This is a genomic window from Phytobacter palmae (assembly GCF_039409775.1).
GTDB lineage: Bacteria > Pseudomonadota > Gammaproteobacteria > Enterobacterales > Enterobacteriaceae > Phytobacter > Phytobacter palmae.
The window spans coordinates 122,324-148,532 of the sequence record NZ_JBCIVJ010000009.1; the positions used below are offsets into that span (position 1 = coordinate 122,324).

Genomic DNA, 26,209 nt, shown 5'->3' on the forward strand with positions numbered 1-26,209 from the left:
TTTGTTCATGCCAGGATGATAACTCTTCACTGTTCAACAGGGTAAGCGCTGTTTAGCATCAGCGCATGCCTGTAACCATTATTTCACTGACCCTGTTTGCAGCCTTGCTGCATGCCACCTGGAATGCACTCTTACATGGAGGCACTGACAGGTTATGGTCGATGACCATCATGTGCGTTGCGATTGCCGTGACAAGCGCCGTCGTTGCGCTGTTTCTGCCGCTACCTGCTCGCGCAAGCTGGAAATATGCGCTGCTATCCGCCCTGTTGCATGTGGGCTATAACTGGTGTCTGGTACGCAGTTACCAGAGTGGAGAGCTTAGTCAAACCTACCCGGTTGCACGAGGGTCTTCGCCACTTCTGATAACCTGCGCGGCGGCGCTTTTCGCCGGGGAAAAAATCGCCCTGCATACGCTTGGCGGCATCGTGCTTGTTTCGTCCGGGATCCTGATGCTGGCATTCAGAACCCGTCGGCTGGCAATGCCGGGAGTAAAACAGGCCCTGGCGACCGGAGCTTTTATCGCCGCTTACAGCGTGGCAGATGGAATAGGGGTACGCCTTTCCGGTAATGCGCTCTCTTATACCGTATGGATGAGCATGCTCTGGGGGGGACTGATGCCTGCGCTTTATATCAGCCTGCGCGACAGCAAAAGTTTGCTTCGCTGGCGGCCGGGTTTACTGAGTGCGGCGGTGGGTGGGCTGGTGTCGCTACTGGCATATGGCATCATTATTTTCGCCATGGATGCAGCACCAATGGGTGCCGTCTCTGCGCTGCGCGAAACCAGCGTGCTGTTTGTGGCGATGCTCGGTTATCTGTTTTTCGGCGAAGCGTTGACCTTTAGAAAATTACTGGCGTGCGCGGTGATTGTTACCGGCACACTGATCATGGGCTAAGTGAATCAGGAGAACCAACGATGTCAGAAAATCCGACCATCGCGCTAATTGGACCCGGCGCGATCGGTACAACCATTGCCGCCGTGCTGCATGAGGCGGGCCGCGCGCCGCTGCTTTGCGGACGTACGGCTCATCCGGCGTTAGTGTTACGTCACGATGAGGGCGAAATTGTGGTGCCGGGGCCGGTATTAACCGAGCCGGCGAAGATCAAACATCCCGTCAGTCTGGTTTTTGTGGCGGTGAAAACAACTCAGAATGCCGACAGCGCGGGCTGGCTGAGCGCATTGTGTGACAGAGACACGGTAGTCTGCGCGCTGCAAAACGGCGTGGAGCAAAAAGCCCAGCTTGAACCCTGGGTCAATGGCGCAACGGTACTGCCATCGGTGGTCTGGTTTCCGGCCCAGCGTGAGCCGGATGCCTCCGTCTGGCTGCGTGCCAGTCCGCGACTGACGCTGCCGGATGTCCCGCAGGCAAAACGAGTCGTTGATGCCTTGCATGGCACGCGCTGTGCGGTTGAACTGTCGGCAAATTTCCCTTCTGTCGCCTGGCGTAAGCTGCTGCAAAATGCAGCCGCTGGCCTGATGGTACTTGCCAATCGCCGCGCCGGAATGTTCTCCCGTGAAGATATCAGCGAGCTGACGCTGGCCTATCTGCGTGAGTGTCTTACCGTTGCGCGGGCTGAGGGGGCGGAACTGAACGACGAAGTTGCGCAGGAAATCGTGGCGGGTTTTCAGCGCGCGCCAGCTGATTTAGGTACATCAATCCTCGCTGACCGTCAGGCTAACCGGCCAATGGAGTGGGATATTCGCAACGGTGTCATACAGCGCTACGGCCACCGCCACGGTATTCCTGTTCCCATCAGCGATGTACTGGTTCCACTGCTGGCAGCCGGCAGCGAAGGGCCGGGTTGACGCACCCTCCGGGCTACTTACTGACGCTTACAGCAACTGGACACCGATGGTTTTAAGCCGTCTTTACCTAAGACGGCTTGCGATGTACCTGTTGGCAGGGCGACACTATCTGGCGAAGGAGACGCGGGTGACGTTGTCACCGTCTTCAGGCGTTTCGGCATTGGGGTTAATGCGCCGCCGCTCCCCCTCCCATAAGTGAACCATACCCGGTATGGCAACCCTGTTTGTGGCGTCTCTCTCCTGGCACCCTTTGCCTCCACTCTATCCCGCCGTCCGCGCCTTTGCGGACTGGATCGCCGACACGCTGCATTATTTCTGGCTTGCCACCGCGCTTAAAAATTATACTGGATATTTAACCAGGTAATTGTATACTAATTCTGCAAGTTGGTGGTTTTTAGCATAAGTGGTGAACGCTATGGTGATTCCTTTGGATACTCTCAATTTGAACGATCGGTCGCCAGTGATGAGCAGCCGTGAAATCGCAAAGCTGACAGGGATAGCCCACAATGAAATCAAACGCATGGTCAAAAGCCTTGAGACAACTCAGCGCCTGTCGCAGCCGGTACAGACGCAGCTCTATGAGCGAGAAGGGGAGATGCGTCAGGAGTTCCTGCTCAACAAGCGGGATTCAGTGTTGACCGTTGCGCGCATTTCGCCCGGTTTTACTGCCGATCTCCTGGATAAGTGGCAAGAGCGTGAGCGGACCCTGAACCTGCCGGACTTCACCAACCCTGCGGCGGCGGCCCATGCCTGGGCCGAACAGTATGAAAAGCGTCAGCAGGCAGAAGCGCAGCTCGCGCTGACGCTGCCAAAGGCTGAGTTTTTTGACTGGTTCGTCAACGTTGATGAGTCGCTGGGTTTCCGTCAGCTTTGTAAAATGCTCAAGGCCAAAGAGCCCGAGTTTCGTCAGTTTTTGCTGGAGCGCAATATCATGCAGCGGGTCAGCGGCACATTACTTCCGGCGAAACAGTACACCCAGGCAGGGTATTTTACGGTGCATGATGGCGTAGGTGAAAATCAGCGCACCTGGTCACAGGCGCGCTTCACGGCGCGGGGAGTGAAGTGGGTTGCCGGGCTGTGGGCCGGGCATCTTGCGTCACGTCAGATAGATCTGCGCCCGCCAGAACGTACTGAACCCTCCGCGCCCGGTCGCAACTGGCTATAAATGTTGCGCCCGGGTGTCCATACTTTTGTGGATGCCCATTGCCATCACCTGCGCCGGGTGGAACAGCGACAAGCTTTCCACCTGCGACAACAGCAGGACTTTGCGGAAATCTACTGCCGCGCGCACGTCAATATCATGGTCGGCGTACCATGCGCTGTAGTTGTGCTCAACGTGCAGATCCAGCGTTTCGCGGTCACGATAGCCGCTCAGCATAGGTATCAGCACAATGTTATTGGCATCTCCACTGTCGAAGGTGGCGGTGTGGATCATCCCGATATAGATACGTTGCGACGTCAGGGTTATCCAGGCGAGATCGCCTTTCTCCATACACTGATAAACCAGCCCCTCAACCCCGTTGGCACGGGATAAATGCTTGTACAATTCTCTGCGCCCGCTGGTGTCAAGACGCGCGGCGGGTGACCAGTTTGAACGCCATAAACAGAAAAAGACGGCGAAGGCCAGCATAATGACGACCGGTGCCTGGATGCCCAGAAAGGTCCAGTTCATAAACGTCATATGCCAGTGGTGATACTCCGGGCCAAAGATACCGGGTAAGGCATTCGTGACGAGTGAGCTTACCAGCAATACCAGCCATAAAACGGCGGTCGCCAGCATACCCTGTAAAACAAAGACGCAGCCATAAAGGGCGACCAGAAAATAGACATCCCAGCCAAAACTGCGTTTGAATTTGAAGCGGGTTGAGAGATCGTGCGAGCTATACCAGTAACCACAAACCATCAGTACCATAAAAATCGCTGTGCCCATCCCTAAGCCCTCTTTAAGGCATCGACATGCCGTTTGAAATCATCCTGGACCTTCTGGCAATGGATATTCACCGACGTGTTACCATCCGCATCAACAACAATCCGTTCGCCATCCTCAATGGCGTCCTGAATTTCACTGTGGCTCATCACCTGCAATAAGGCGTCCGGGCTGGCAAATAAAGATTTAAAAAACGTTCTCATCAAAAAACCTCCGACACTAAGTATAGAGGCAAGTGGAGACTCTTCCGGTGACAGCAGGCGTGAAGCCGGGTTTGATAAGCAAATCCAGATTATCGCTACCCGGCGCAAGGCGGGTATAACGACAAAGAAAAGCGGCCTTACTGGTTCTCTTCACGCTTCTGGCGAAGCGTCAATAAAGGCGTGACCGAAATACCATGGACGAACACGCTGAGGGTCACAACCGTGATGGCAATATCCGCCATCCTGTTGGCATCGCTTCCCGCCAGACCATTAACCCAGGCATAAGCGATATAGTTGAGGCTACCGATACCACGGATGCCGAGCCATCCGAGGCTAATCCGGTGAAACAGTGACTCTTTCGTACGCCATGTCAGGATCAACACCGCCAGCGGCCGGATGACAACAAAGATAATGAATGCCAGCATCAGAGCGGTCGCGTCCCAGTGCAATGCGAAAGTCACCCCCAGCACGGTGACCAGCGTGGCTGCCAGCAAACGCTCCACCGTATCCCCAAAAGACAAGGCATCGCCGATAACCAGACCGACTTGCTTTATCGGGTTACGCTCTTCAAGCGCATGTCGGGTATGGGGATTGACCTGCATTTCAGCAGGCAAATCATCGTCTTCCTCCTCAGAATGACGCTTCTGTACGCTCACTTCCGCACTACGCAAGCCGACACCTGCGGCAAAGGCCGCCAGAAAACCGGAAGCGCTCACCGCCATGGCCAGGGAAAAGCTCAGACAGATGAGGGAGAGGGCGATGAAGTCGCTGGGGGCCACTTCCCCTTGCGCATGGCGGGAACGGGTCGCTGCAAGGCCAATGACCCGGCCCAGGAGAAAACCAATCAGCAACCCGCCAACCAGCGCCCAGACCAGATCAATACTTAACCAGCGTAGCCATTCATCCCCGCTTATCGTATCGCCTGCTTTATACCAGATCAGCGCCAGCATCAGAAACGGCAAGGCGGTGCCATCGTTCAGCCCGGCCTCGCTGGATAAAGCGATTCGCAGCCGATCATCATCGCGCGCGTCGTTGATTGCCACCAGGCTTGCCAGCACGGGGTCTGTCGGGGCCAGGATAGCCGCTAACGCCAGTGAGAGGGGCCAGGAGAGGTCTGCCAGAAAATGGGCCACAACCATGATACCCCCGATGGTTAATAACATACCGGGCAGGGCCAGCACTATTCCCATCTTCCAGTAAGGGGAACTGAGTGGAAGGCGGATTTTAAGGCCGGTAATAAACAGGGATGCCGCCATGGCAATTTCGGTTATCCGGCTGGTTAAGGATGCGTGTTCGACGATATCCAGATTTATCAGGCCAAGACCCCACGGGCCGCAGCCAATACCCACGATAAGATACAGCCCAAAGACCGGTACCGGTACGCGGCTAATCCAGCCATAAGACAACGACATCAAAAGTAATAAAACACCGGTTGCTGCGGTCCACGCCAGGTATCCCATACATCTCCTCAATCCTCTGCACAGCGCCTGTTCATCGAAAGGGTATAGTCCTTAACCGCCCGTTCTTCCAGGCCGCACAAGCGGTGTAAAGTACAAATAACGATTTCATGTTGCTGAAAATCATCATGTTTTATGACCGAAATACTCCCGATTCTGGTTTTGAGTACGCCCTGGGTGAAATTTCCTAAGCTTTATTGACGTGAATTTACAAAAGGGGTGGGCTGTGTCTCAATCAACATCGCTTTTATGGCTGCGAGTCACTGCTGTTGTGGTGATCCTTTTCGGACTCGGATTTTTGCTGCCCGGCGGCTGGCTGGCTTTAATTGGCGGTTCGCCCGGATATCTGCTTTTTGGCTGCGGTTTCTTGTTCAGTGGTGTGTTGTTGTGGCGCAGGCGTCTGGCAGGGGTCTGGATTTATCTTTTAACGTTTGTCCTGTGTGTAATCTGGTCGTTATGGGAAGTCGGTCTTGATGGCTGGCAACTGATGCCTCGCTTACTGGTGCCTGCGGTTTTGGGTATATGGATAAGCATGCCATGGGTGATACGTCCCCTGACGCTCGCTGCACCGGCCAGACGGAACGGCAGCGCCGTCGCCCTGGTTTATGTGGTCGCTATTATCGGCGTTTTCTGGAGCGGCTGGCAGATTTCAGATGCCCGATTTGTCCATCACCAGTCGTTCCCGACAGAAAAAACACCCTCCCTCGTGGACGGCGAAAACGAGTGGAAATATTACGGTCGTACTGCCGATGGTCAGCGATATTCACCGCTGACCCAGATAACACCTGCGAATGTCGCGCAACTGAAGCTGGCGTGGCGCTTTGACTCAGGTGACGTTATGCAAAAAGGGGAGGATAAAGCCGGACGTGAATTTAACCTTGAAGTGACGCCCGTCAAAGTGGGCAATGCGCTGTATATCTGTACCCCCCATCGCCAGGTGATCGCCCTTAATGCCACGACAGGCAAGATGTTGTGGAAATTCGACCCGCAGAACGATACCTCGGCAAATGAATATCTGGCCTGCCGTGGTGTGGCGTGGAGCGAAAATAGCGGGGATACGATTTGCCCGCAAAAAATTATCACCACCACGGCGGATGCCCGGATGGTGGCGCTCAACGCGCAGACGGGGAAACCCTGTGGCAACTTCGGTCATAATGGCTTTGTCAGCCTGACCGATCATCTGGGCGAGGTGCCGCCTGGTTTTCATTTCATCACCTCACAGCCGATGGTCATGGACGGGCGCATTGTGCTGGGAGGCTGGATATACGATAACCAGTCCACCGGTGAACCCTCTGGCGTTGTACGGGCCTATGATGTTAACAGCGGTGAGCTGGCATGGGCCTGGGATATGGGGCGCAATCCACCCACGGCGCCGCTTAATCCCGGCGAGAACTATACGCGCGGAACCCCGAACGGCTGGGGAACCTATACCGCAGATGCGCAGCTGGGATTGGTTTATATTCCGTTAGGCAATGCCACGCCTGATTATTATGGTGCGGGTCGACGCCCCTTTGACGACCGTTACTCCAGCGCCATTGTAGCGCTGGATATTCGTACCGGTGAGGAGCGCTGGCATTACCAGACGGTACATCATGATGTCTGGGATTATGACGTGCCTGTTGGTCCAACGTTAATCGACCTGCCAGGGGATGGCGGCGAAACGATACCCGCGCTGGTGCAGACCACCAAAATGGGCCAGTTATTCTTACTCGACCGACGAACGGGCAAACCGCTGGCGCAGGTTAACGAGAAACCCGTTCCACAGCATCCCTCGCTGCCAGGCGAGCGGTTATCCTCAACACAACCCGATTCCGTGGGGATGCCGGATCTCTCACCGCCTGATTTGCGCGAAACCGATATGTGGGGGGCCACCCCGTTTGATCAGCTCTGGTGTCGCATTCAGTTCCACCGTTATCGCTATCAGGGGAAATTCACGCCGCCTGCTGAGGGCACGTCTATTGCCTATCCGGCATTTGACGGTGTGATTGACTGGTACGGCGCCTCTGTCGATCCGCGCCATCACGTGCTTATTGCCAACACCAGCTATATACCGTTCACCATGCAGGTCATGAAGAGCGAAGAGGCGGTTAAGCAGGGATTAATGCAGAAATGGGCCGGCTGGGGGAGCGGAAAACCCTATCCCAAACCGAAAGAGTTTTCCGTCGGGCCGCAATATGGCACCCCCTGGGCGGCAATCGTTAAGCCCTGGCTTGGAGCGCTGGATGCCCCCTGTAACGCGCCGCCGTGGGGGAAAATTTACGCCATCGACCTGGTGAGCAAAAAGATTATCTGGGAGCGTCCGGCGGGAACCACCCGGGACATGAACATTTTCGGTAGCCATACCAATCTGCCTCTGCCAACCGGGATTTTTATGATGGGAGGAGATGTCATTACCCAAAGTGGCCTGATTTTTACCGGCGCCACTGCGGATGATTATCTGCGTGCGTTTGATGAAGCCACGGGCAATGAACTCTGGCGCGCGCGACTTCCTGCGGGAGGTCAGGCAACGCCGATGACTTATCAGGGCGATAATGGCAAACAGTATGTGGTTATTGCTGCCGGTGGACATGGTGGTCTGGGTACCCGCTCAGGAGATGCATTAATGGCATATGCCTTACCCTGATTAGACGGTGTGCTATCACGATATCCCGGCGGCGTATTTTAATTCCGCAGACCTGCTTATTCAGCAGGTCTGCTTTTATCTGCCTGAAAAGGGGCTAAATGCGAGCCTCTCATCTTTTTTTAATTTTCGTATAACCAATGTGCAATAGACCAACAAGCGCAGCGGTTTTTCAGATTTAACGTACCGTTTGCCGCCTGGCTTATTTTTCACAATAACGTCTATAGTTACTCTCTTATTGAAAACAGGAGGAGGTTTTTATGCTGTATATTGAAAAAGATGATCCCCGTGAAGCGCCAGAATCGGGTGATAAAAAACCTGATCCGGTTAAAAAATAGAAGAGTGTAAAGGCCACGTCAGGTGGCCTTTTGTTTTTCTAATCAATCGCCTGGGCTCGTTCTGGTGTGGGGCTGGTTGTGATGTTTTTAAATGCCATAGTGATTTGGCTTTTGCAGGCAAATATAAAAAGATGCATTAATGTGCGTGGGTGATTGCTATTTTTCTCTCTTCACCGCAGGGCCTGTTATTTATCATGGCAGCGCACTTTTCCCGCTTCGCTTTGTAACGTTTAGTCATACTCTTTTTTAGAGCGATATCGTTTTTTTCACTACGAATAAAGAGACAAAAATATTCTCTGCTTTGCCACTCGTTTACGCAAAGACTATTTTTAAATTCCATAACAGATACGTCACCCATGGCTTTAGTGAAGTCGCGTTATTCATCGAAATGAGACGTAACGCATTTTACCGGAACGGGAGTGCGCGTACATGACTGGTTTGAGGAAGCAAAATGAGCCTGCAAAAATGTACCGTCATTTACGACGGCAAGGCCCTTGTTGGGCCGGCGGACATCCCGCTTATCGATTTTCTTGATGCCTGTCATATCACCTTGCCCCACGTCTGCTATCACCAGGCGCTGGAGCCACTGCAAACCTGTGATGTCTGTTGGGTTGAACAGGAAGGCGTGCTGGTCCGGGGCTGTACATTACGCACCCATGACGGGATGGTCATCAATAGCGCCGATCAACACGCGCGTGCCGCCAGAGAGGAGGGGATGGATCGCCTGCTGGCAAAACATGAACTCTATTGTACCGTGTGCGAACACAACACCGGCGACTGTACGCTGCATAACACCATGGTTGATATGCATATCCCCATTCAGCGCTACCCTTTTTTGCGTAAGCCTTATGTGAAGGACGAATCCAATCCGTTTTACACCTATGATCCCGACCAGTGCATTCTGTGCGGCCGCTGCGTGGACGCCTGCCAGAATGTTGAAGTCAACGAGACATTGAGCATTGATTATACGATGGCCCATCCACGGGTGTTATGGGATGGCGGTAATCGTATTGCAGGCTCCAGCTGCGTCAGTTGCGGCCACTGTGTAACCGTGTGCCCTTGTAATGCGCTGCTCGAAAAAACCATGCAGCCCGATGCCGGTCCGTTCACCTCCATGCGCCAGTCCCTCAAACGTCCGCTGATTGATGTTATCAAAACGCTGGAGAACGCCACCGGTGCTGAAATTATTTCCGGTATTTCGGTCATTGATACCCAACTGCGCCAGCCGGAGATCAAACGAACCAAAACGGTCTGTACCTACTGCGGCGTGGGGTGCAGTTTCGAAATGTGGACCCGCGATCGCCATCTCCTTAAAGTCCAGCCGCTCATTGATGCCCCGGTGAATGGCATTTCGACCTGCGTGAAAGGCAAATTCGCCTGGGATTTCATTAATGATTCTGAACGGCTGACCACGCCGCTTATCCGCGAAAATGACCGGTTTCGTCCGGCAAGCTGGGAGGAAGCGTTAACCCTGGTGGCGCAACGCCTGTTGGCTATCCGTGATGAAACCGGGCCGGACAGTATTGGCTTTATTGGCTCCAGTAAAGGCAGCAACGAAGAGGCGTACCTGACGCAAAAAATCGCACGCCTGGTCATCGGCACCAATAGTGTCGATAACTCATCGCGCTACTGCCAGAACCCGGCGACAGAGGGGCTTTTCCGCACGGTAGGTTATGGCGGCGATGCGGGCACCATACGCGATCTGGAACAGGCGGAACTGATCGTCATTGTGGGCAGCAACACGGCAGAAAACCACCCGGTCATTGCCTCTAAACTCAAATCCGCCCGCAAACATCGCGGACAAAAATTGCTGGTGGTCGATCCGCGCCGTCATGAGATGGCAGAGCGCGCCGATCTGCATTTACGTATCCATCCCGGCACTGACCTGGTATGGGCCTGTGCGATGTCACGCTACATGTTTGACCACGGCTATGCCGACGAGGCGTTTCTTGCCGCACGCGTCAATGACGTTGAGGCTTACCGCCATTCGCTGGCGCCGTTCACCCTGGACTATGCCGCGCAAATTACCGGTATCGAGGAACACCAGCTGCGCGAAGCGGCGGATCTGATAGGCCAGGCGGGGAGCATGTGCATCCTGTGGGCCATGGGGATAACCCAGCACAGCCATGGCGCGGACACCAGTACGGCCCTGTCCAACCTGCTGCTGGTAACCGGTAACTATGGCCGACCCGGTACAGGGGGCTACCCCATGCGTGGTCACAACAACGTACAGGGGGCGAGTGATTTCGGCTGCCTGAAAAATTTCTATCCGGGGTACGAATCGGTCAGCGATCCGCAGGTGCGCGAAAAGTGGGCACGGGCATGGGGTGTGGCGCCAGAAAAGCTCTCACTCGAAGTGGGTGAAGACAATTTCATGATGGTCAAGCTGGCGGGCAGCGATCAACTCCGCGCCATGTATGTTATCGGTGAAGAGACTGCTTTTTCTGACGCGGACACAGCCAATGTGCACCAGGGATTTACAGAGCTGGACTTCCTGGTGGTGCAGGATATCTTTTTCAGTCGCACGGCGCAGTTTGCCGATGTGGTTCTGCCAGGGTGCCCGAGCGTGGAAAAAGAGGGGACTTTCGTCAATACCGAACGACGCATCCAGCGCTTTTACCCGGTGATGCCGCCGCTTGGCGACAGCCGCCCGGACTGGCTTATCCTGACGCAGCTGGCCGCGAAGATGGGATTTGACTGGGGTTATACCCATCCGGGGCAAATCATGGCCGAAGTGGCAAAGATTGCCGTCAGTTTTGCGGGGGTCAGTTACGAACGCCTGGAAGGCTGGAAATCACAGATTTGGCCGGTTAGCCCCGAGGGGGTGAGTACGCCGTTACTTTATACCGACCGCTTTAAATTCCCCGACGGGCGTGCCCGTCTATACCCTCTGAGCTGGCAGCCGCCAGCGGAAGAGGCAGACGCCGAATTTGATCTCATTTTGAATAATGGTCGAATGCTAGAACACTTCCAGTCGACCAACCAGAGTGGCAGGGGGGGACGAACTACCAGCCTCTCTCCTGAATGGTATGTGGAGGTGAGCCCAGAACTGGCGGCGGGACGCAGCCTGAATGACGGCGACTGGGTCAGGCTTCGCTCCCGCAGGGGGACGCTTGACGTCCCGGTGGTCGTCACGGATCGGGTGCAGGGTAAGGTGCTTTTCATCTCTATCCATCAGGGCAAGCCGGGCATTAATCAACTGACCGGCGAACATCACGATCCGTCGGTCAATACCCCGGCATACAAAGAAATTGCCGTTCAGCTGCAGCCCCTGCAACGACCTGCTCATCCGGCTCCCTTACCAGAGCATAATTTCCGTCATGGCAAGCGAACCCCCATCGACAAGGTGCCCGTGGAAGAGAAATGGCGTCGCGATGATTATGACGAGCCACCGGCACATGAACCACATCCGGAGAGATTCTGATGGCCAAATCGATAGAGTATCAGCCGGAACCGGCAAAAATCGGGCCGGACGCCCACGACGAGCTGGAACGTCTGCTCGAAACCTTGCACCAGCATGGCGTATTGCGTTTAGTCAACGATCTGGTAGCGGCAAATAACGAGGTCGCGCAGGTTCTGGTGAAGGGGCTGCAACGGGAAGGGACATTAAATGTCATCCAGAATGTGTCGGTGATTGTACTGGCGCTCTCATCCCTGCCACCGGAGCGGGTCTATAAGCTGGCTTTTGGCCTGCGGGATATGGCGGATGCGCTGAGCCAGCCTGAACTGCATCATGAACAAAAGGCGCCGGGCATCCAGGGGGTCTGGAAAATGTTGCAGGATGATGACCTGTGGCGCTCGCTGCAGCCGGTTCTAAACGGGCTTAAGGCCTTTTCCCGCCGGATGGAGGAGCAGGTCGATAAGCCCATCTCTTCCTTTACCGGCAAACCCAGCGACGCGTAGCATGAACCCGGAAACCGCACTGCTGCTGGCACGTGGTCAGTTTGCTTTTACCATCGGCTTTCATATTGTGCTGGCCGCTTTTACCCTGGGGCTGGCGCAATTTTTGATGGTGCTTGAAGGCCTGTGGCTCTGGCGCAAGCAGCAGGTCTGGCTGAGCCTCTGGCGCTACTGGAGCAAAATATTTGCCCTAAATGTGGCGGTGGGTGTGGTGACGGGGGTGGTGATGGAATTCTCCTTCGGCACCAACTGGAGCGGGCTGGCCAGTCGCACGGGGGCCGTGCTGGGCCCTATGCTCTATATGGAAGTGCTGGTGGCTTTCTTCCTGGAAGCGGGATTTATGGGGGTGATGTTATTCGGCATGGGAAAGGTGCGCCCGTGGGTCCACTTTATGGCCACCTCGATTGTCGCGCTGGGATCGTTCTTTAGCGCTTTCTGGATCCTTGCGGCAAATTCATGGATGCAAACACCGGATGGCTTTTTGATCAATGCGCAGGGGCATTTTCAGCCTGTCGACTGGTGGGCGGCAATTATCAACCCCTCGTTTCCGTGGCGGATGGCGCATATGGTGGCGGCCACCATGCTCGGCACCGCCTGCCTGGTGGCTGCCTGCGGCGCGTGGCATTTACTGCGTGATGCGCGCCATCCGGCGGCACGGCAGATGTTTTCTCTTGCCATGTGGATGCTGCTGGTGATGGCTCCCCTGCAAATCGTGTTGGGTGATCTGCACGGTGAAAACACGCGCGATTACCAGCCGGTAAAACTGGCGGCTATTGAAGGCAACTGGAACCCGCCGCCGCCGGGCGAGGGAGAACCGATGCGCCTTTTTGCAATCCCGGATATGGAGGCGCGTCGCAACCGCTATGAAGTGGCGATACCCGATGTTGGCTCTCTCTACCTGCGCCACAATCTGCAGGGCACTATTCACAGTCTTAATCAGTATCCCCGGGATGAGCTACCCTGGGTGCCGCTGGTCTTCTGGTCTTTTCGGGTAATGGTCGGCCTGGGACTATTGATGGCTTTTGCCGGGGTTGCCGGGCTGGTGGTGCGCCTGCGCCGTCGTCTGTGGCATGCGCGCTGGCTGCTTCGCCTGATGGTGCTGATGGCCCCTGCGGGGTTTGTCGCCATGCTCGCCGGGTGGGTCGTGACCGAAGCCGGGCGACAGCCGTGGACCGTCTATGGTCTGCTGCGTACGGCACAGAGCGCCTCGCCCGTATCGCCATCGCTGGTGCTGGGGTCGCTGATAGGTATTGTGACGGTCTATCTTGCGCTGTCTGGACTGGGGTTGTGGTTTTTGCTGCGTATTCTGTCACGTCCGCCACAACGGGACGAAGAGGAGGCGATGCCGGATGTCGCCCGCCGTACAGGGGAGGGGGCACAAAATGAGTGAGCTTCTGGGGCATCCCTGGTTACAGACACTCTCTGCCGCAGCGCTGGTCGGTAGTCTGTGGATCTATGTTCTGCTTGATGGCGCGGATTTGGGAACAGGCATGTTATGCGCATTCCAGCGCGATGCCGCCGCCCGCCATCAGCTGAACCTCTCCCTGCTGCCCGTGTGGGATGGCAACGAAACCTGGCTGGTGCTGGCGGCAGGGGGCCTGCTGGGGCTATTTCCGCTGGCCTATGCCATTATTCTTAGTGCGTTGTATGTGCCGGTCTTTGTGATGCTGCTGGCGCTGGTGGCACGTGGTATGGCCATTGAGTACCGGCACTATGCGCCACGCCTCTTCGACGCGATGCTGGTGGTCGGGTCAATACTGGCAAGCGCCTCTCAGGGCGTCATTGTCGGCAGTCTGATTACGGGTATCCCCAATGACGGTCAACAGTTTACCGGGACTGGCCGGGAATGGCTGAGCCCCTTCCCACTTTTTTGCAGTGTCGCGCTGATGGCAGGCTACTGCCTGATGGGGGCAGGATGGCTGAACTGGCGTTGCAGCGCAGAGGTGGAATCGCGCGCCAGAAGCCTCATTCCCTGGTTGAGCGCACTGACGACAGCCCTTGTGGTCGGAGTACTGGCCTGGACTTTTTTTCTCCATGAAACCTGGCGCCATCATCTGCTGAATCCATGGCTGTGGGGGCCGTTAATCACCGTTGCGGCGGCCGGAATGGCCCTGTTGTGGATTGGTCTTGTACGACAACAGGCCTTCTTGCCGATGGCGGCTATCCAGATAGTGGTCAGCTGCGCATTCGCAGCGCTGGCCTTTACGTTATTCCCTTTTATTGTGCCCGTGAATGTACTCATTCAACAGGCGGCGGCACCAGTGAAGACGCAACAGTTTCTTCTGATCTGCTTTGGCCTGTTGGCGCCGATAACCTTAGTCTATAACACCTGGGCGTTTCGCGTATTTAGCGGCAAGATTCATTAATTTTCCGGCGGTCAACAAAAGCATTCGGGAATGGTCGATAAATATACGCAGTCTCTCCAAAAGATATTCCGCTGCGCTTGTTGTTTTTATTTTATTGACTATCGGGAAGAACGTTGAATGGAAATCTTATTTTTGTTCTATCCTTTATATTCTTAATGGGTAAATAAGGTGGAAGTAATCAATGCGGCCTTAATAAAAGGGTGGCAGATAATTCAGATTAATACGCAAAATTTACCGTTCTGTTTATTCGACGCCGTTAATCAGGAGACGCGCCTATGAAAGCACTTACTTATCATGGACCTCATAACGTTAAAGTTGAAACAATGCCCGACCCCGTTCCTGAAGCCCCTGATGATATTATTCTGCGTGTAACCGCAACGGCTATTTGCGGCTCAGATTTGCATCTCTATCACGGTAAAATCCCTGGCACACATCATGGCGATATTTTTGGTCATGAATTTATGGGCGAGGTTGTTGAAGCGGGCCCGGAAGTAAAAAATGTCCGTCCAGGCGATCGCGTTGTTATCCCGTTTGTGATTGCCTGCGGCGACTGTTTTTTCTGCCGACTGCAACAATACTCCGCCTGCGAAAATACCAACAGCGGCAAGGGGGCCGCGCTTAACCGCAAGAGCATCACGCCGCCGGCGGCCCTGTTTGGCTACAGTGACCTGTATGGCGGTATTCCTGGAGGACAGGCGGAATATGTCCGTGTCCCGAAGGCAAACACCGGCCCCTTTAAAGTTCCCGCGCACTTACCGGATGAAAAAGTGCTGTTTCTCTCCGACATCCTGCCAACGGCCTGGCAGGCGGTGAAAAACGCGGAGGTGAAAAAAGGGTCGAGTGTGGCAATTTACGGCGCCGGGCCGGTAGGGTTGCTGTCGGCGGCGTGCGCACGACTGAACGGGGCCGAGCAGATTTTTATGATAGATCACAATGACTATCGGCTGGCGTTTGCCCAACAACGCTATGGCGTTATTCCCATTAATTTCGATAAAAATGATGATCCTGCCGCCTGGATAATTGAAAACACGGCGGGCCATCGTGGTGTTGATGCGGTGATTGATGCGGTCGGCTTTGAAGCGAAAGGTAGCCTGACTGAGACAGTCATGAGCAACCTCAAGATTGAAGGCAGCAGCGGCAAAGTGCTCCGGCAAGCCATTGCAGCCGTGCGCCGTGGCGGTATTGTCAGCGTCCCTGGCGTCTACGCCGGTTTTATCCACGGATTTATGTTTGGCGATGCCTTTGATAAAGGGCTGACCTTCAAAATGGGGCAAACCCATGTCCATGCTTTCCTGCCTGATCTGCTTGAACTTATTGATCAGGGCCACCTTTCTCCGGAAGAGATTGTCACTCACCATCTCTCCCTTGAAGAGGCGGCGCGGGGATACGAAATTTTCGACAAGCGCCAGGAAGAGTGCCGTAAGGTTATTCTGGTACCGGGGCTGGGCGCAGAGAAAGCGACCATTTAATGGGAAATGGCGGTAGCCTGCGCCACCGCTTTTTTATTAACAGGAGGTGAATAATGACGACGCCCGATTTATCTAACGCCAACGAACTGGGGCGATTATTAACTGAAAAGAAACTGAGGCTGACCACGGCAGAATCCTGTACCGGTGGGTTAGTCGCCTCGTCGCTTTGTGCAGCTGACGACACGCCCTCATTTTATGGCAGTGGATTTATCACTTATACGGACAGCGCGAAAATCACGATTCTTGATGTCAAAGAAGAGACGATTTCAGCCCATACCGCAGTCAGTGAACAGACGGTAAAGGAGATGGCCGCTGGCGCTATTGCCCGTTCCGGGGCCGATGTCAGCGTTGCCATCAGCGGTTACGCCGGGCCGGATGGCGGTGAAGACGGCACGCCTGCCGGGACAGTCTGGTTTGCCTGGCAACTGCCTGACAATGTTATTGTCGCCAAAGTAAAACATTTTGAAGGCGACAGTGAATCGGTTATTAAGCAGGCAGCAAGTTACGCATTAGCTACCTTAATTATGCTATTAACGGATGAGCAGTAAAGGCCTCTCTGTAGTCAGGTATGAAGCCCTGCCATTGTCATCAGTAATTTAATCAGTGTGCTGGCGATAAATAATGCCAGCACACTGCCAAACCACAGTGAAATAAACCATATGATCTTTTTCGCTGTGCCGCTCTGTTTAATATTCATCAATGATATCCCTCCCCATGTTCAATTTTTCCGCGAAACACGTAATAGCTCCAGAAGGTATAGACAAGGATGACGGGAATAATCAGTAACGCGCCTACCAACATGAATCCCTGACTTTGCGGCGGTGATGCCGCCTGCCAAAGCGAAATATCTGGCGGAATAATATTTGGCCATATGCTGATGCCGAGCCCGCTAAAACCGAGGAAAATTAAACCCAGAGTCAATATAAAAGGCAGCGTATGATGATGCGGGTTATGTAATGTGCGCCACAATCCTGTGCTTAACACCAGCACCAGCAAAGGTACGGGTACAAAAAACCACAGATTCGGAAAGCTAAACCAGCGCGTGGCAATCGCATCGTGGGTGAGCGGTGTCCAGAGACTGACAATCGCCATGGCCAGCAGTAAACCAGCAAGTAATGTCCTGGCGGCAACACGCATTTTATGCTGCAAAGCCCCCGCGCTTTTCATCACCAGCCAGGTTGCGCCAAGCAGGCCGTAAGTCACCACAAGCCCGAGACCACAGAACAGATTAAATGCCGTTAGCCAGTCCAGCGCGCCGCCGCTAAAGGTACGGCCTGTAACGCTAAAACCATTGATAACTGCGCCTACGACCACTCCCTGCGTAAAGGTTGCAAGCAGGGAACCTGCAAGAAAGGCTTTATCCCAGAATGGTTTATGGCGAGGTGTCGCTTTAAAGCGAAACTCAAAGGCGACACCGCGAAAAATAAGACCAATGAGCATAAGCGTGAGTGGAATAGCCAGTGCGTCGGTTATCACCGCGTAGGCGAGGGGGAAAGCGCCAAACAGCCCGGCCCCCCCGAGCACCAGCCAGGTTTCATTACCGTCCCAGACCGGTGCGACGCTATTGACCATGATGTCCCGTTCCCCCTCGTCCTTGATGAGCGGAAAAAGGATGCCAATGCCAAGATCAAAGCCGTCCATCACGATATACATCAGCGTGGCGAAAACGATAATGACAAACCAGATAAGTGATAAGTCGATACCCATTATTTTCTCTCCCCGGTTTGCAAGCTTTCACCAGCCGCTGAGAGCGGGCGTGCCGGTCTGCCGTCTGTCGGATGTTCATCCCATGGCTGCGGTCCTTTTTTAATCAGGCGCGCGATATAGCCATAACCCACACCGAAGACGGAGGTGTAGACGATAATAAAAGTCGCCAGACTCAGGCTCATCTGCAATGTGCTGTGTAAGGAGACGGCGTCAATCGTGCGCAGCAGGCCATACACCACCCAGGGCTGGCGGCCTGACTCCGTCGTTACCCATCCGGCAAGAAGGGCGACAAGACCTGCCGGGCCCATCCACAGCGCAAAGTGCAGAAATGGCCTTGAGGTGTACAAACGGTGTCGATATCGCAGCCACAGGGACATAATACCCAGCGCAATCATCAGTAATCCCATCCCGACCATCAGGCGAAAAGACCAGAAAACAATGGTGGAGTTTGGCCTGTCTGCTTTCGGGAAGTCTTTTAACGCCGGAACCTGTTCGTGCAGGGAGTGGGTCAAAATCAGGCTGCCCAGTGAGGGAATGCCAACAGCATAGCGGGTTCGTTCTTCCTCCATATCCGGCAGACCGAAAAGCAATAAGGGGGTGGCTTCACCGGGCGGATTTTCCCAGTGCCCTTCAATGGCGGCTATTTTGGCCGGTTGATGTTGCAGGGTATTAAGTCCATGCATATCTCCCACAAAGGCTTGCACCGGAGCCACTACCAGCGCCATCCACATCGCCATCGAAAGCATCTTTCTGATGGCAGGGGTGTCATTACCACGCAGTAAATGCCATGCCGCAGAGGCGCCAACAAAAAGGGCGCTACTTAAAAAGGCGGCAATCGTCATATGCAGTAAACGGTAAGGGAAGGAGGGATTAAAGATCACGGCAAACCAGTCGGTGGGCACCACCTGGCCATTAACAATCGAGAAGCCTTGTGGCGTATGCATCCAGCTATTGGATGCCAGGATCCAGAAGGTGGACATCAGTGTGCCGAGCGCCACCATACAGGTAGCCAGAAAGTGCAGACCCGGGCCTACCTTATTCCAGCCGAAGAGCATCACCCCTAAAAAACCAGCTTCAAGGAAAAAGGCCGTCAATACTTCATAGGTCAACAAGGGGCCGGTAATACTGCCGGCAAACTGGGAAAACCCGCTCCAGTTGGTCCCGAACTGATAAGCCATGACCAGACCGGACACCACGCCCATCCCAAAGTTAACCGCAAAAATTTTTAACCAGAAATGATACAAGGCGCGCCAGTCAGGATTTTTGGTCTTTAGCCATAACCCCTCCAGTACCACGAGATAGCTGGCGAGCCCAATCGTGATAGCCGGAAAGAGAATGTGAAAAGAGACCGTAAAGGCGAATTGTATTCTTGCCAGATGAAAGGCATCTAATTCAAACATCGCGATCCCCTTATCAAAAAAACACCCCTTATATAAGGGGTGAATAACACAGGCATGCGACTGCAGATGTTATTTGGGTTGTGGTTCCCCATTTCCGAGCTCGGCTCCGGTAAGTGGGTCGACAGAAGGGTCGGATTGAGTACGTTTCGCCATGGCTTTAACCAGCGCCTGCTGTTCTTTGCTGAGGGTGACAGACGCTAAACCATCTCCCCCGTCAACGGCGGGTTGCGGATCGGCAACATACTCAAAGTTTTCATCGCTATTCCAGCTGCCACGCGGGTCATCCCCTTCGGACATGTTGTAATAGACGTTGGTGTATTGTTCGATAGGCGGCAATTTGCCCGGCGGGAAATTGTTACGAATCGAATACAACGCTTTCTCGAAGGAGAGCATATGCGCGGCTTCACGGGTCATTAAGAAACTCAGCGCATCTTTTACACCCGGATCATCAGTAACGTTAATCAGACGCTCATAGATAATTTTGGCGCGAGCCTCGGCAGCGATATTGGAACGCAGATCAGCCGTCACTTCGCCGATGGTGTCAATATAAGCCGCAGTCCAGGGATAACCCGCCGAGTTTGTTAAGGCCGGGCCGCCGCCGTAGAGCAGGGAGGTAACATGGCTGTCATTACCATTCTGCGTTAATGAACGGTAAAGCTCAGCTTCGTTCTCCGTGCCCTCTGCAAGCTCACCTTTAGCGCCTTTATTGAGCATTCCCACCAGGGAACCGATGATTTCAAGGTGGCTCAACTCCTCAGTCGCGATGTCCATCAGCATCTCTTTGCGACCGACGTCATCGTCACCCAGCCCCTGGGTGAAATAACGGCAGGCTGCGGCTAATTCGCCTTGCGGTCCACCGAACTGTTCCAGTAACAGGTTGGCCAGGCCAGGATTAGGTTCACTGACGCGAACGGTATATTGCAGCTGTTTAACGTGTCGAAACATAATGTCTCCTGATGTGGCGTGTTATTTTTTCGCTTCGACGCCATCGGCGGCATCACGCAGTAAAAATTGTTCGGTCACATCCGGCAGATGCTTAAGTGCCCAGTCGGCCATTGCCTCTTCCTGAGCAAGAATTTGCTCAAAGGTCGCCACGCTTGCGGTGTCGCCGACCTTTTTTGCCGCGCTGATTAAGGAGGTATAACAGGCGATTTCGAACTGCTCGAAAACGTAGCTGCTAATCGCCCCTTTTACGATCTCGTCAGAGGCAAACATACCGCCTGCGGCCTGACCCATGGCGCTCATTTTGCTGGTGGCATCTTTCATGATGGAGCGGTTAATGCCATTGCGATCGAGCACCTCTTCAAGAAGGGTGATTTGCCCCTGAGTCTCAGTCAGATGCTGTTCAATTCGCGCACGCAGGTCCGGGTAATTATCGATACGCTTGCTCATGGCGCTGAGCATTGATTCGGCCTGTTTTTCCATCGCGTGGGCATCGCGCAACCAGTCGTGATAATTCTCTTGTGGGGTCATGATCTTTTCCTTTCATCGTCATTTTTACTTACCAGTAATTGAAATTAAGCGAATAAGTTACGAGGGCGTTTATTCGCCTTCGGCTTTCTTATTAATCGATGAGGTTGCAATTTTCGTCAGGAGGTTGTCTGTGGTTTTTTCTTCTTCAAGTGTCGCGGAAAGCAGGTCATGTGCTTTTTTAAGCCCTAACTGACTTGCCAGCGTACAGAGCGTGCCGTAAGAAGCAATTTCATAGTGTTCAACTTTCTGCGCAGCGGCAATAAGCCCGGCGTCACGAACACTTCCTTTTTCTGTGGCTTCGATAACTTCATTTGCTTCATCAATAAGCCCTTCCATCGCATGGCACTTCATACGTTTGAGCTTGATATTCGGCTCCGCTTCAACGAGCTGATCGAGACGCTCAATTTGCCCCTGCGTTTCTTCATAATGCTTTTTAAACGCATCAGTAAGTTCAGGATTAGATGATTCGCGGGCAAGTTTCGATAATGCACGAGTGAGCTGCTTTTCTGCATTGTAAATATCAGACAGACTATGGATAAAGAAATCAGTCAGTGAATTGATCTGCATATATATTACCCTCGAAGTTGGCGAAAATAATAGCGAGCCGTAGCCGACTCGCTATCAGTATTGCTATTAAATTAAATGTTAAATTTTGAAAATCGGTGAAAAGTTAGTTACCCGATTTGCGGCCGCCGCCATGGCTTTGTTGACCGCCTTTTTTACCTGCTTCGGAGGCGCGCTGCGGATCATTTTTAAAATTACCGCCGCTATTTTGACCACCTTTACGACCTGCTTCGGATGCTTTTTCACGATTTTCTGCGAAATTACCAGAACCGCCACGATGTTCAGCCATGTTATTTCTCCAGTTTCGTTGTTTAAATAAAACGACATTTTTGCATCTCATGTCGTCGGTGTTCGTATTCAAAATTAGCCGAGGACTGAAATTAGTCAAAGCGAAGCGGGAAAGTTATTTCTGCCTGAGAATTAACCGTGTGCTTTTATTTTATTCGGTAGTGGTATTTTGCATATATCTTTTTAAATAAGGGGGTTAAGCCATAATTCCATGCAAAAGAATTAATAACTTGCGTTACCATCTATCAAATCCTGGGATCCAGGCAGCTTTTCTTGACATAAATTGACATTTCTCGCCTGTTTTTTGTCTGCGATTGATAACGTATTTTAATGATTTTAAGACTAATCTCAGCGGCCCGCTCCCGGAATAAATTGCAGAAAAATGACGGAGATACCCATTTAGTGGTGGTACGTTTATGGACTCCCGGAGAGAGAGAAAGGCTCTGATTAGGTACGATAATTTATAGAGGGCATGAAACCACAGGCGCAGAGGGAACAAATCCGTTTGAGGGTGCCCAACTGCATGTTGATAATGCTTATTAAGATACGAACCCTGTACAGCGTTGCGTTCAGAGCGGCTTATCCTGTCAGTGCTTCACAAAGAAGATAGCGGTGACGTGACGGCATTGCCCCGAATAAACGCGAGTAAATAGTGAGATGAGTTGGCGAACAAACCTCGCCGTTATATATAGAGTGAGAAGAGGGTGTGTTGTGAAGAGGTCGCAATATCCGTTGCCTTTACTCTCCTTGATTCGGTAACTTCCGCTTTGCTAAACATCGCACCAGTCTCAATTGCCAGGGGGCAAGGCGAAGCGGTATATCTTCGCTGTCATCGTAATAAATGGTGATGGGATCTGGTGAATTAGCGGTAGCGTTATCTGCTCTGTCTGAATCGTCCTGTTGCGGGGTGTCTTTTACTGACATGAAAAACTCTCTTGTTTCTTACTATTGTGCTGCGCTCGGGGGGCACTCTTTATATAGGGTATGTATGGCAGGTAGTCCATGTATGAGATTCTGGATTAACAAATGGTTTAACATTCTCTTTACAGTTGTTGGTATCTTTCTGAAAAATAATAAACGAGCCGTTACCGACTCGCTTATTAAATATCAGTCAGGGCTGAATTGTCAGAAGCTAAAGCGAACAATTATTTTTTGTCGCCGCTGTGGCTGTTCTGGCCACCTTTTTTACCCGCTTCTGATGCACGTTCAGGGTCATTTTTAAAATTCCCGCCACTGTGCTGTCCACCTTTTTTCCCTGCTTCTGAGGCTTTCTCACGATCTTCTGCAAAATTACCTGAACCACCTCTATGTTCCGCCATTTTAAATCTCCCGTATGGGTTTTTGATATAATCGATACGGCAAGTAATACCATATCAATCGCGTTCAGGAATTAACTCTAGCTGTTCTTATAAATTCGTCAAAGCGTAGCGCGGAAACATTTTGTCGTAAAGGGAGTCAATATATTTCGGGGTTTATGGCGATAAAGATTTGCATTAAAAATAAAACGTTATTGAATCAATGGAATTGGCGTAAAAGCGAATCCGGTGATATTGATGACAGATGTTATTTGTTGTCGGATGCTGCTGGTTTTCTGTGCGCTCAAAGTTGGATAAATACAAATCTTTACAAATGTTGAGGGAATAAATTCTACGCTCAGTAATAACTGCGTATTAAATCGATGCCGGGTGGACAGGAGATTTTCTGTTTTGACGTGCCCACTCTTTTAATACGTGGTTGTCGAGCGTGACTTCGGAACATAAGAAGTTGATTTTGCGTGAGAGGGTGAATGTCAGATGACATGAGACACTTATCAACATGAGGAGACGAATATGCATTCCGAACATCAGGATTGTATTGATGCCTGTTATCAATGTGCCATAGCCTGCGAGCACTGTGCCGCGAGCTGTCTGAACGAAGACGATCTGGCGATGATGCGCAACTGCATCAAGCTTGATATGCAGTGTTCTGCCCTGTGTCGCCTGGTGGGCCAATTTATGACCCTCGAGAGCGATTATATAATGCCGCTTTGCCGCGTTTGCGTGGATGTCTGCAGAGCCTGTGCCGAAGAGTGCGGAAAACACCAGCATGCGCATTGCCAGCAATGCGCTCAGGCCTGTCGGGCCTGCGCGCAAGCTTGCCTGCAAATGGTCGCCTGACTCCGGGGCGAGAAAACCCCGGTTCGGCATTATTCCGGAACCGTGCCTTCCCCTTGTTGGGAAGGCCATTTCCAGTTTTGTACCTCCGGAAGGTCCTCGCCATATTCCCGAACATATTGATGGTGCGCGGCAATTTTCTGCTGTAGCGCCTCCAGAATGTCATCCACTTTTCCCTGTAATGACGGTACGCGTAAAAGCGCCTCCTGGGCGAGATGAAAACGGTCGAGGTTATTAAGAACCGTCATATCGAAAGGCGTGGTGGTAGTACCTTCTTCCATAAAACCGTGAACATGGAAATTTTGATGATTATTACGCAGATAAGTGAGGCGGTGAATCAGACTCGGATAGCCGTGGAAGGCAAAGATAACGGGTTTATCACGCGTAAACATGGCATCGAATGCCTCTTCACTCAGGCCGTGCGGATGCTGGTCCTGCGTCTGTAGCGCCATTAAGTCCACCACGTTGACCACCTGTATGCGCAGATCCGGCAGATAGCTGCGCAGAAGGTCAACGGCGGCCAGCGTTTCCATAGTCGGCACGTCTCCCGCGCAGGCCATCACCACATCCGGCGCTTCGCCTTGCGATACCGTACCGGCCCAGTACCAGACGCCCATCCCGGCGGCACAATGTTTTGCCGCGTCATGCAGATTCAGCCACTGAGGCGCAGGTTGTTTTCCGGCCACGATGACATTAATGCGATCCCATGTTTTCAGACAGTGTTCGGCAACACACAGCAATGTGTTGGCATCCGGTGGCAGATAAATACGCACGATCTCAGCTTTCTTGTTGGCGACATGATCGAGAAAGCCCGGATCCTGATGACTGTAACCGTTATGGTCCTGTCGCCAGACATGGGACGAGAGCAGGTAATTGAGGGAAGATATCGGCTCACGCCAGGGGAGATGGCGAGACACTTTTAACCATTTCGCATGTTGATTGAACATGGAGTCGACAATATGAATGAATGCTTCATAACAATTGAACAGGCCGTGACGCCCGGTGAGCAGATAACCCTCAAGCCACCCCTGACACTGATGTTCGCTGAGGATTTCCATGACCCGGCCATCGGGCGCAAGTTGCTCATCATAGGATTTAAGCGGCTCCTGCCAGGTACGGCTGGTGACATCAAAAACACGGCTTAGCCGATTTGATGCGGTCTCATCCGGGCCGAACAGGCGGAAATTATCCGGGTTACGCTGAAAAATGGCGGCAAGCCATCCGCCCAGCGCGGCGGTGGACTCCGCCTGGGTATCGCCTGGTGAAGTGACCTGTACGGCATACGGGCTCAGTTCAGGGGTAATAAGTTCTTTGCGCAATCGACCGCCATTTGCCCATGGCGAAGCCCCCATCCGTTTATCCCCCGTCGGGGCGAGGGCCCGCAGTTCTGCATGCAGGCACCCCTGCTCATCGAAAAGATCGTCCGGGTGGTAGCTGCGCATCCAGTGTTCGAGGATGTGTCGGTGTTCTTCATTTTCGCGGCACGATGAAACCGGAACCTGATGCGCGCGCCAGAAATTCTCCACTTTTTTTCCGTCCACCGTTTGCGGCCCGGTCCATCCTTTAGGGCTGCGAAGGATAATCAGCGGCCAGCGTGGTACGGACTCTGCGGCGTTGCCGCTTCGTGCCGCTTGTTGGTAATCACGGATGGTATCCAGCGCGTTATCCAGCACCTGCGCCATCTGGCGGTGCATAATTTTTGGCTCATGCCCGCTGACCAGCAGGGGCTCGTAACCATAGCCGCGGAATAACTGGCGCAGGTCTTCGTCGCTGGCGCGACCGAGAAGTGTCGGGTTCGCAATTTTATAGCCGTTGAGATGGAGTATGGGCAGAACCGCGCCATCCCGGGCGGCATTAAGGAACTTGATACCATGCCAACTGGAGGCTAGCGGCCCGGTTTCCGCTTCACCGTCTCCAATGACGCAGGCGGCGATCAGCGTTGGGTTATCGAACACGGCGCCGAAAGCATGCGCCAGCGAATACCCTAACTCTCCCCCCTCGTTAATAGAACCGGGCGTTTCAGGCGCCGCATGGCTGGGGATACCGCCGGGGAAGGAAAACTGGCGGAACAGCTTTTTCATGCCTTCGCCATCCGCGCTGACGTCAGGGTAGATTTCGCTATAGGTGCCCTCAAGCCAGGTATTGGCCACCATCCCCGGTCCGCCATGTCCGGGGCCACACACATACAGCATATCGAGATCGCGCTGGCGAATAACACGGTTCAGGTGGGCATAAATAAAGTTCAGACCCGGCGTGGTTCCCCAGTGTCCCAGCAGGCGGGGTTTAATATGTTCTGGTTTGAGAGGATCGCGCAGGAGTGGGTTATCCATCAGGTAAATTTGCCCGACGGAGAGATAATTGGCCGCTCGCCAGTAGCGGTCAAGCAGGGTGAGGTCATGATCAGTAAAAGTGTTTATCCGGGTCATGCAGTTCTCCATACAAGGGGTTGTGCGTGTCACGCAGATTCAGACGCAGTACAGGCCAAGTATAGACAGGGGGATTTTAGCGACGGCATCACGCCGAAAGGGGGGAAACATCCG

The 26,209-nt window shown here is 53.3% G+C and carries 23 protein-coding genes; 11 read left to right on the plus strand and 12 right to left on the minus strand.

Annotation, left to right across the window (positions count from 1 at the left end; genetic code table 11):
* Window positions 1-65 precede the first annotated feature (65 nt).
* The 3 genes from AAIG39_RS13005 to AAIG39_RS13015 all read left to right on the plus strand — a co-directional run bounded on the left by AAIG39_RS13005 (window position 66) and on the right by AAIG39_RS13015 (window position 2,969).
* Window positions 66-893 (plus strand): EamA family transporter, encoded by an 828-nt coding sequence (locus tag AAIG39_RS13005; RefSeq protein WP_343194043.1) that lies wholly within the window; start codon window positions 66-68, stop codon window positions 891-893.
* 20 nt (window positions 894-913) lie between these two features.
* A complete protein-coding gene (locus AAIG39_RS13010) occupies window positions 914-1,804 on the plus strand; it encodes an oxidoreductase (protein ID WP_343194044.1) in 891 nt (296 codons plus the stop codon).
* Window positions 1,805-2,219: 415 nt separating this feature from the next.
* A complete protein-coding gene (locus AAIG39_RS13015) occupies window positions 2,220-2,969 on the plus strand; it encodes a phage antirepressor KilAC domain-containing protein (RefSeq protein WP_343194045.1) in 750 nt (249 codons plus the stop codon).
* On the opposite strand, the gene AAIG39_RS13020 is transcribed toward AAIG39_RS13015, so the two are convergent.
* The 3 genes from AAIG39_RS13020 to AAIG39_RS13030 all read right to left on the minus strand — a co-directional run bounded on the left by AAIG39_RS13020 (window position 2,964) and on the right by AAIG39_RS13030 (window position 5,394).
* A complete protein-coding gene (locus tag AAIG39_RS13020; protein WP_343194046.1) occupies window positions 2,964-3,734 on the minus strand; it encodes a hypothetical protein in 771 nt (256 codons plus the stop codon). The two genes, AAIG39_RS13015 and AAIG39_RS13020, sit on opposite strands and share 6 nt — an antisense overlap.
* A 2-nt stretch (window positions 3,735-3,736) precedes the next feature.
* The gene (locus AAIG39_RS13025; protein WP_039079301.1) at window positions 3,737-3,934 is read right to left on the minus strand and encodes a hypothetical protein; all 198 of its coding nucleotides are present in this window, start codon (window positions 3,932-3,934) and stop codon (window positions 3,737-3,739) included.
* A gap of 137 nt (window positions 3,935-4,071) precedes the next feature.
* A complete protein-coding gene (locus AAIG39_RS13030) occupies window positions 4,072-5,394 on the minus strand; it encodes a cation:proton antiporter (protein ID WP_249568976.1) in 1,323 nt (440 codons plus the stop codon).
* 223 nt (window positions 5,395-5,617) lie between these two features.
* On the opposite strand from AAIG39_RS13030, the gene AAIG39_RS13035 reads away from it, so the two are divergent.
* The 7 genes from AAIG39_RS13035 to AAIG39_RS13070 all read left to right on the plus strand — a co-directional run bounded on the left by AAIG39_RS13035 (window position 5,618) and on the right by AAIG39_RS13070 (window position 16,632).
* Window positions 5,618-8,014: a membrane-bound PQQ-dependent dehydrogenase, glucose/quinate/shikimate family gene (locus AAIG39_RS13035; protein ID WP_249568975.1), complete on the plus strand. Its 2,397-nt coding sequence runs from the start codon at window positions 5,618-5,620 to the stop codon at window positions 8,012-8,014.
* A 786-nt stretch (window positions 8,015-8,800) separates the two neighbouring features.
* Window positions 8,801-11,773, plus strand: coding sequence for a formate dehydrogenase subunit alpha (gene fdhF / locus AAIG39_RS13045; RefSeq protein WP_343194047.1), 2,973 nt, complete (start codon window positions 8,801-8,803; stop codon window positions 11,771-11,773).
* Window positions 11,773-12,252, plus strand: a complete 480-nt coding sequence (locus tag AAIG39_RS13050; RefSeq protein WP_343194048.1) for a helical membrane plugin domain-containing protein — start codon at window positions 11,773-11,775, stop codon at window positions 12,250-12,252. Before fdhF ends, AAIG39_RS13050 begins: the two co-directional genes overlap by 1 nt.
* Before the next feature lies 1 nt (window position 12,253).
* On the plus strand, window positions 12,254-13,639 hold the full coding sequence (locus AAIG39_RS13055) for a cytochrome ubiquinol oxidase subunit I (protein WP_343194049.1): 1,386 nt from the start codon (window positions 12,254-12,256) through the stop codon (window positions 13,637-13,639).
* Window positions 13,632-14,615, plus strand: coding sequence for a cytochrome d ubiquinol oxidase subunit II (locus AAIG39_RS13060; protein WP_090084875.1), 984 nt, complete (start codon window positions 13,632-13,634; stop codon window positions 14,613-14,615). Before AAIG39_RS13055 ends, AAIG39_RS13060 begins: the two co-directional genes overlap by 8 nt.
* Window positions 14,616-14,890: 275 nt before the next feature.
* Window positions 14,891-16,084 carry a zinc-dependent alcohol dehydrogenase gene (locus tag AAIG39_RS13065; protein WP_090084874.1) on the plus strand — a complete coding sequence of 398 codons (1,194 nt, stop codon included), beginning with the start codon at window positions 14,891-14,893 and terminating at the stop codon, window positions 16,082-16,084.
* A gap of 53 nt (window positions 16,085-16,137) precedes the next feature.
* Window positions 16,138-16,632, plus strand: a complete 495-nt coding sequence (locus AAIG39_RS13070) for a 2-oxo-tetronate isomerase (RefSeq protein ID WP_249568970.1) — start codon at window positions 16,138-16,140, stop codon at window positions 16,630-16,632.
* Window positions 16,633-16,646: 14 nt separating this feature from the next.
* On the opposite strand, the gene AAIG39_RS13075 is transcribed toward AAIG39_RS13070, so the two are convergent.
* The 8 genes from AAIG39_RS13075 to AAIG39_RS13110 form a co-directional block, all read right to left on the minus strand.
* Entirely contained in the window at window positions 16,647-16,781 is a 135-nt protein-coding gene (locus tag AAIG39_RS13075) for a DUF2474 family protein (RefSeq protein ID WP_343194050.1), read from the minus strand.
* Window positions 16,781-17,791, minus strand: coding sequence for a cytochrome d ubiquinol oxidase subunit II (gene cydB / locus AAIG39_RS13080; RefSeq protein WP_090084869.1), 1,011 nt, complete (start codon window positions 17,789-17,791; stop codon window positions 16,781-16,783). The genes AAIG39_RS13075 and cydB overlap by 1 nt, the downstream gene beginning before the upstream one ends.
* A complete protein-coding gene (locus AAIG39_RS13085) occupies window positions 17,791-19,191 on the minus strand; it encodes a cytochrome ubiquinol oxidase subunit I (protein ID WP_090084867.1) in 1,401 nt (466 codons plus the stop codon). Before AAIG39_RS13085 ends, cydB begins: the two co-directional genes overlap by 1 nt.
* A gap of 69 nt (window positions 19,192-19,260) precedes the next feature.
* Window positions 19,261-20,136, minus strand: coding sequence for a manganese catalase family protein (locus AAIG39_RS13090; protein WP_039079290.1), 876 nt, complete (start codon window positions 20,134-20,136; stop codon window positions 19,261-19,263).
* 21 nt (window positions 20,137-20,157) lie between these two features.
* Window positions 20,158-20,664, minus strand: coding sequence for a ferritin-like domain-containing protein (locus tag AAIG39_RS13095; RefSeq protein WP_090084865.1), 507 nt, complete (start codon window positions 20,662-20,664; stop codon window positions 20,158-20,160).
* A 69-nt stretch (window positions 20,665-20,733) separates the two neighbouring features.
* The gene (locus tag AAIG39_RS13100; protein ID WP_090084863.1) at window positions 20,734-21,231 is read right to left on the minus strand and encodes a YciE/YciF ferroxidase family protein; all 498 of its coding nucleotides are present in this window, start codon (window positions 21,229-21,231) and stop codon (window positions 20,734-20,736) included.
* Window positions 21,232-21,334: 103 nt separating this feature from the next.
* Window positions 21,335-21,517, minus strand: a complete 183-nt coding sequence (locus tag AAIG39_RS13105; protein ID WP_343194051.1) for a con-10 family general stress protein — start codon at window positions 21,515-21,517, stop codon at window positions 21,335-21,337.
* Window positions 21,518-22,661: 1,144 nt separating this feature from the next.
* The gene (locus AAIG39_RS13110; RefSeq protein WP_064572407.1) at window positions 22,662-22,835 is read right to left on the minus strand and encodes a con-10 family general stress protein; all 174 of its coding nucleotides are present in this window, start codon (window positions 22,833-22,835) and stop codon (window positions 22,662-22,664) included.
* A 510-nt stretch (window positions 22,836-23,345) separates the two neighbouring features.
* Here AAIG39_RS13110 and AAIG39_RS13115 point away from each other — a divergent pair.
* The gene (locus AAIG39_RS13115) at window positions 23,346-23,672 is read left to right on the plus strand and encodes a four-helix bundle copper-binding protein (protein WP_090084861.1); all 327 of its coding nucleotides are present in this window, start codon (window positions 23,346-23,348) and stop codon (window positions 23,670-23,672) included.
* A 29-nt stretch (window positions 23,673-23,701) separates the two neighbouring features.
* Here AAIG39_RS13115 and AAIG39_RS13120 read toward each other — a convergent pair whose 3' ends face one another.
* On the minus strand, window positions 23,702-26,095 hold the full coding sequence (locus AAIG39_RS13120; RefSeq protein WP_343194052.1) for a phosphoketolase family protein: 2,394 nt from the start codon (window positions 26,093-26,095) through the stop codon (window positions 23,702-23,704).
* Between the last annotated feature and the right edge of the window lie 114 nt (window positions 26,096-26,209).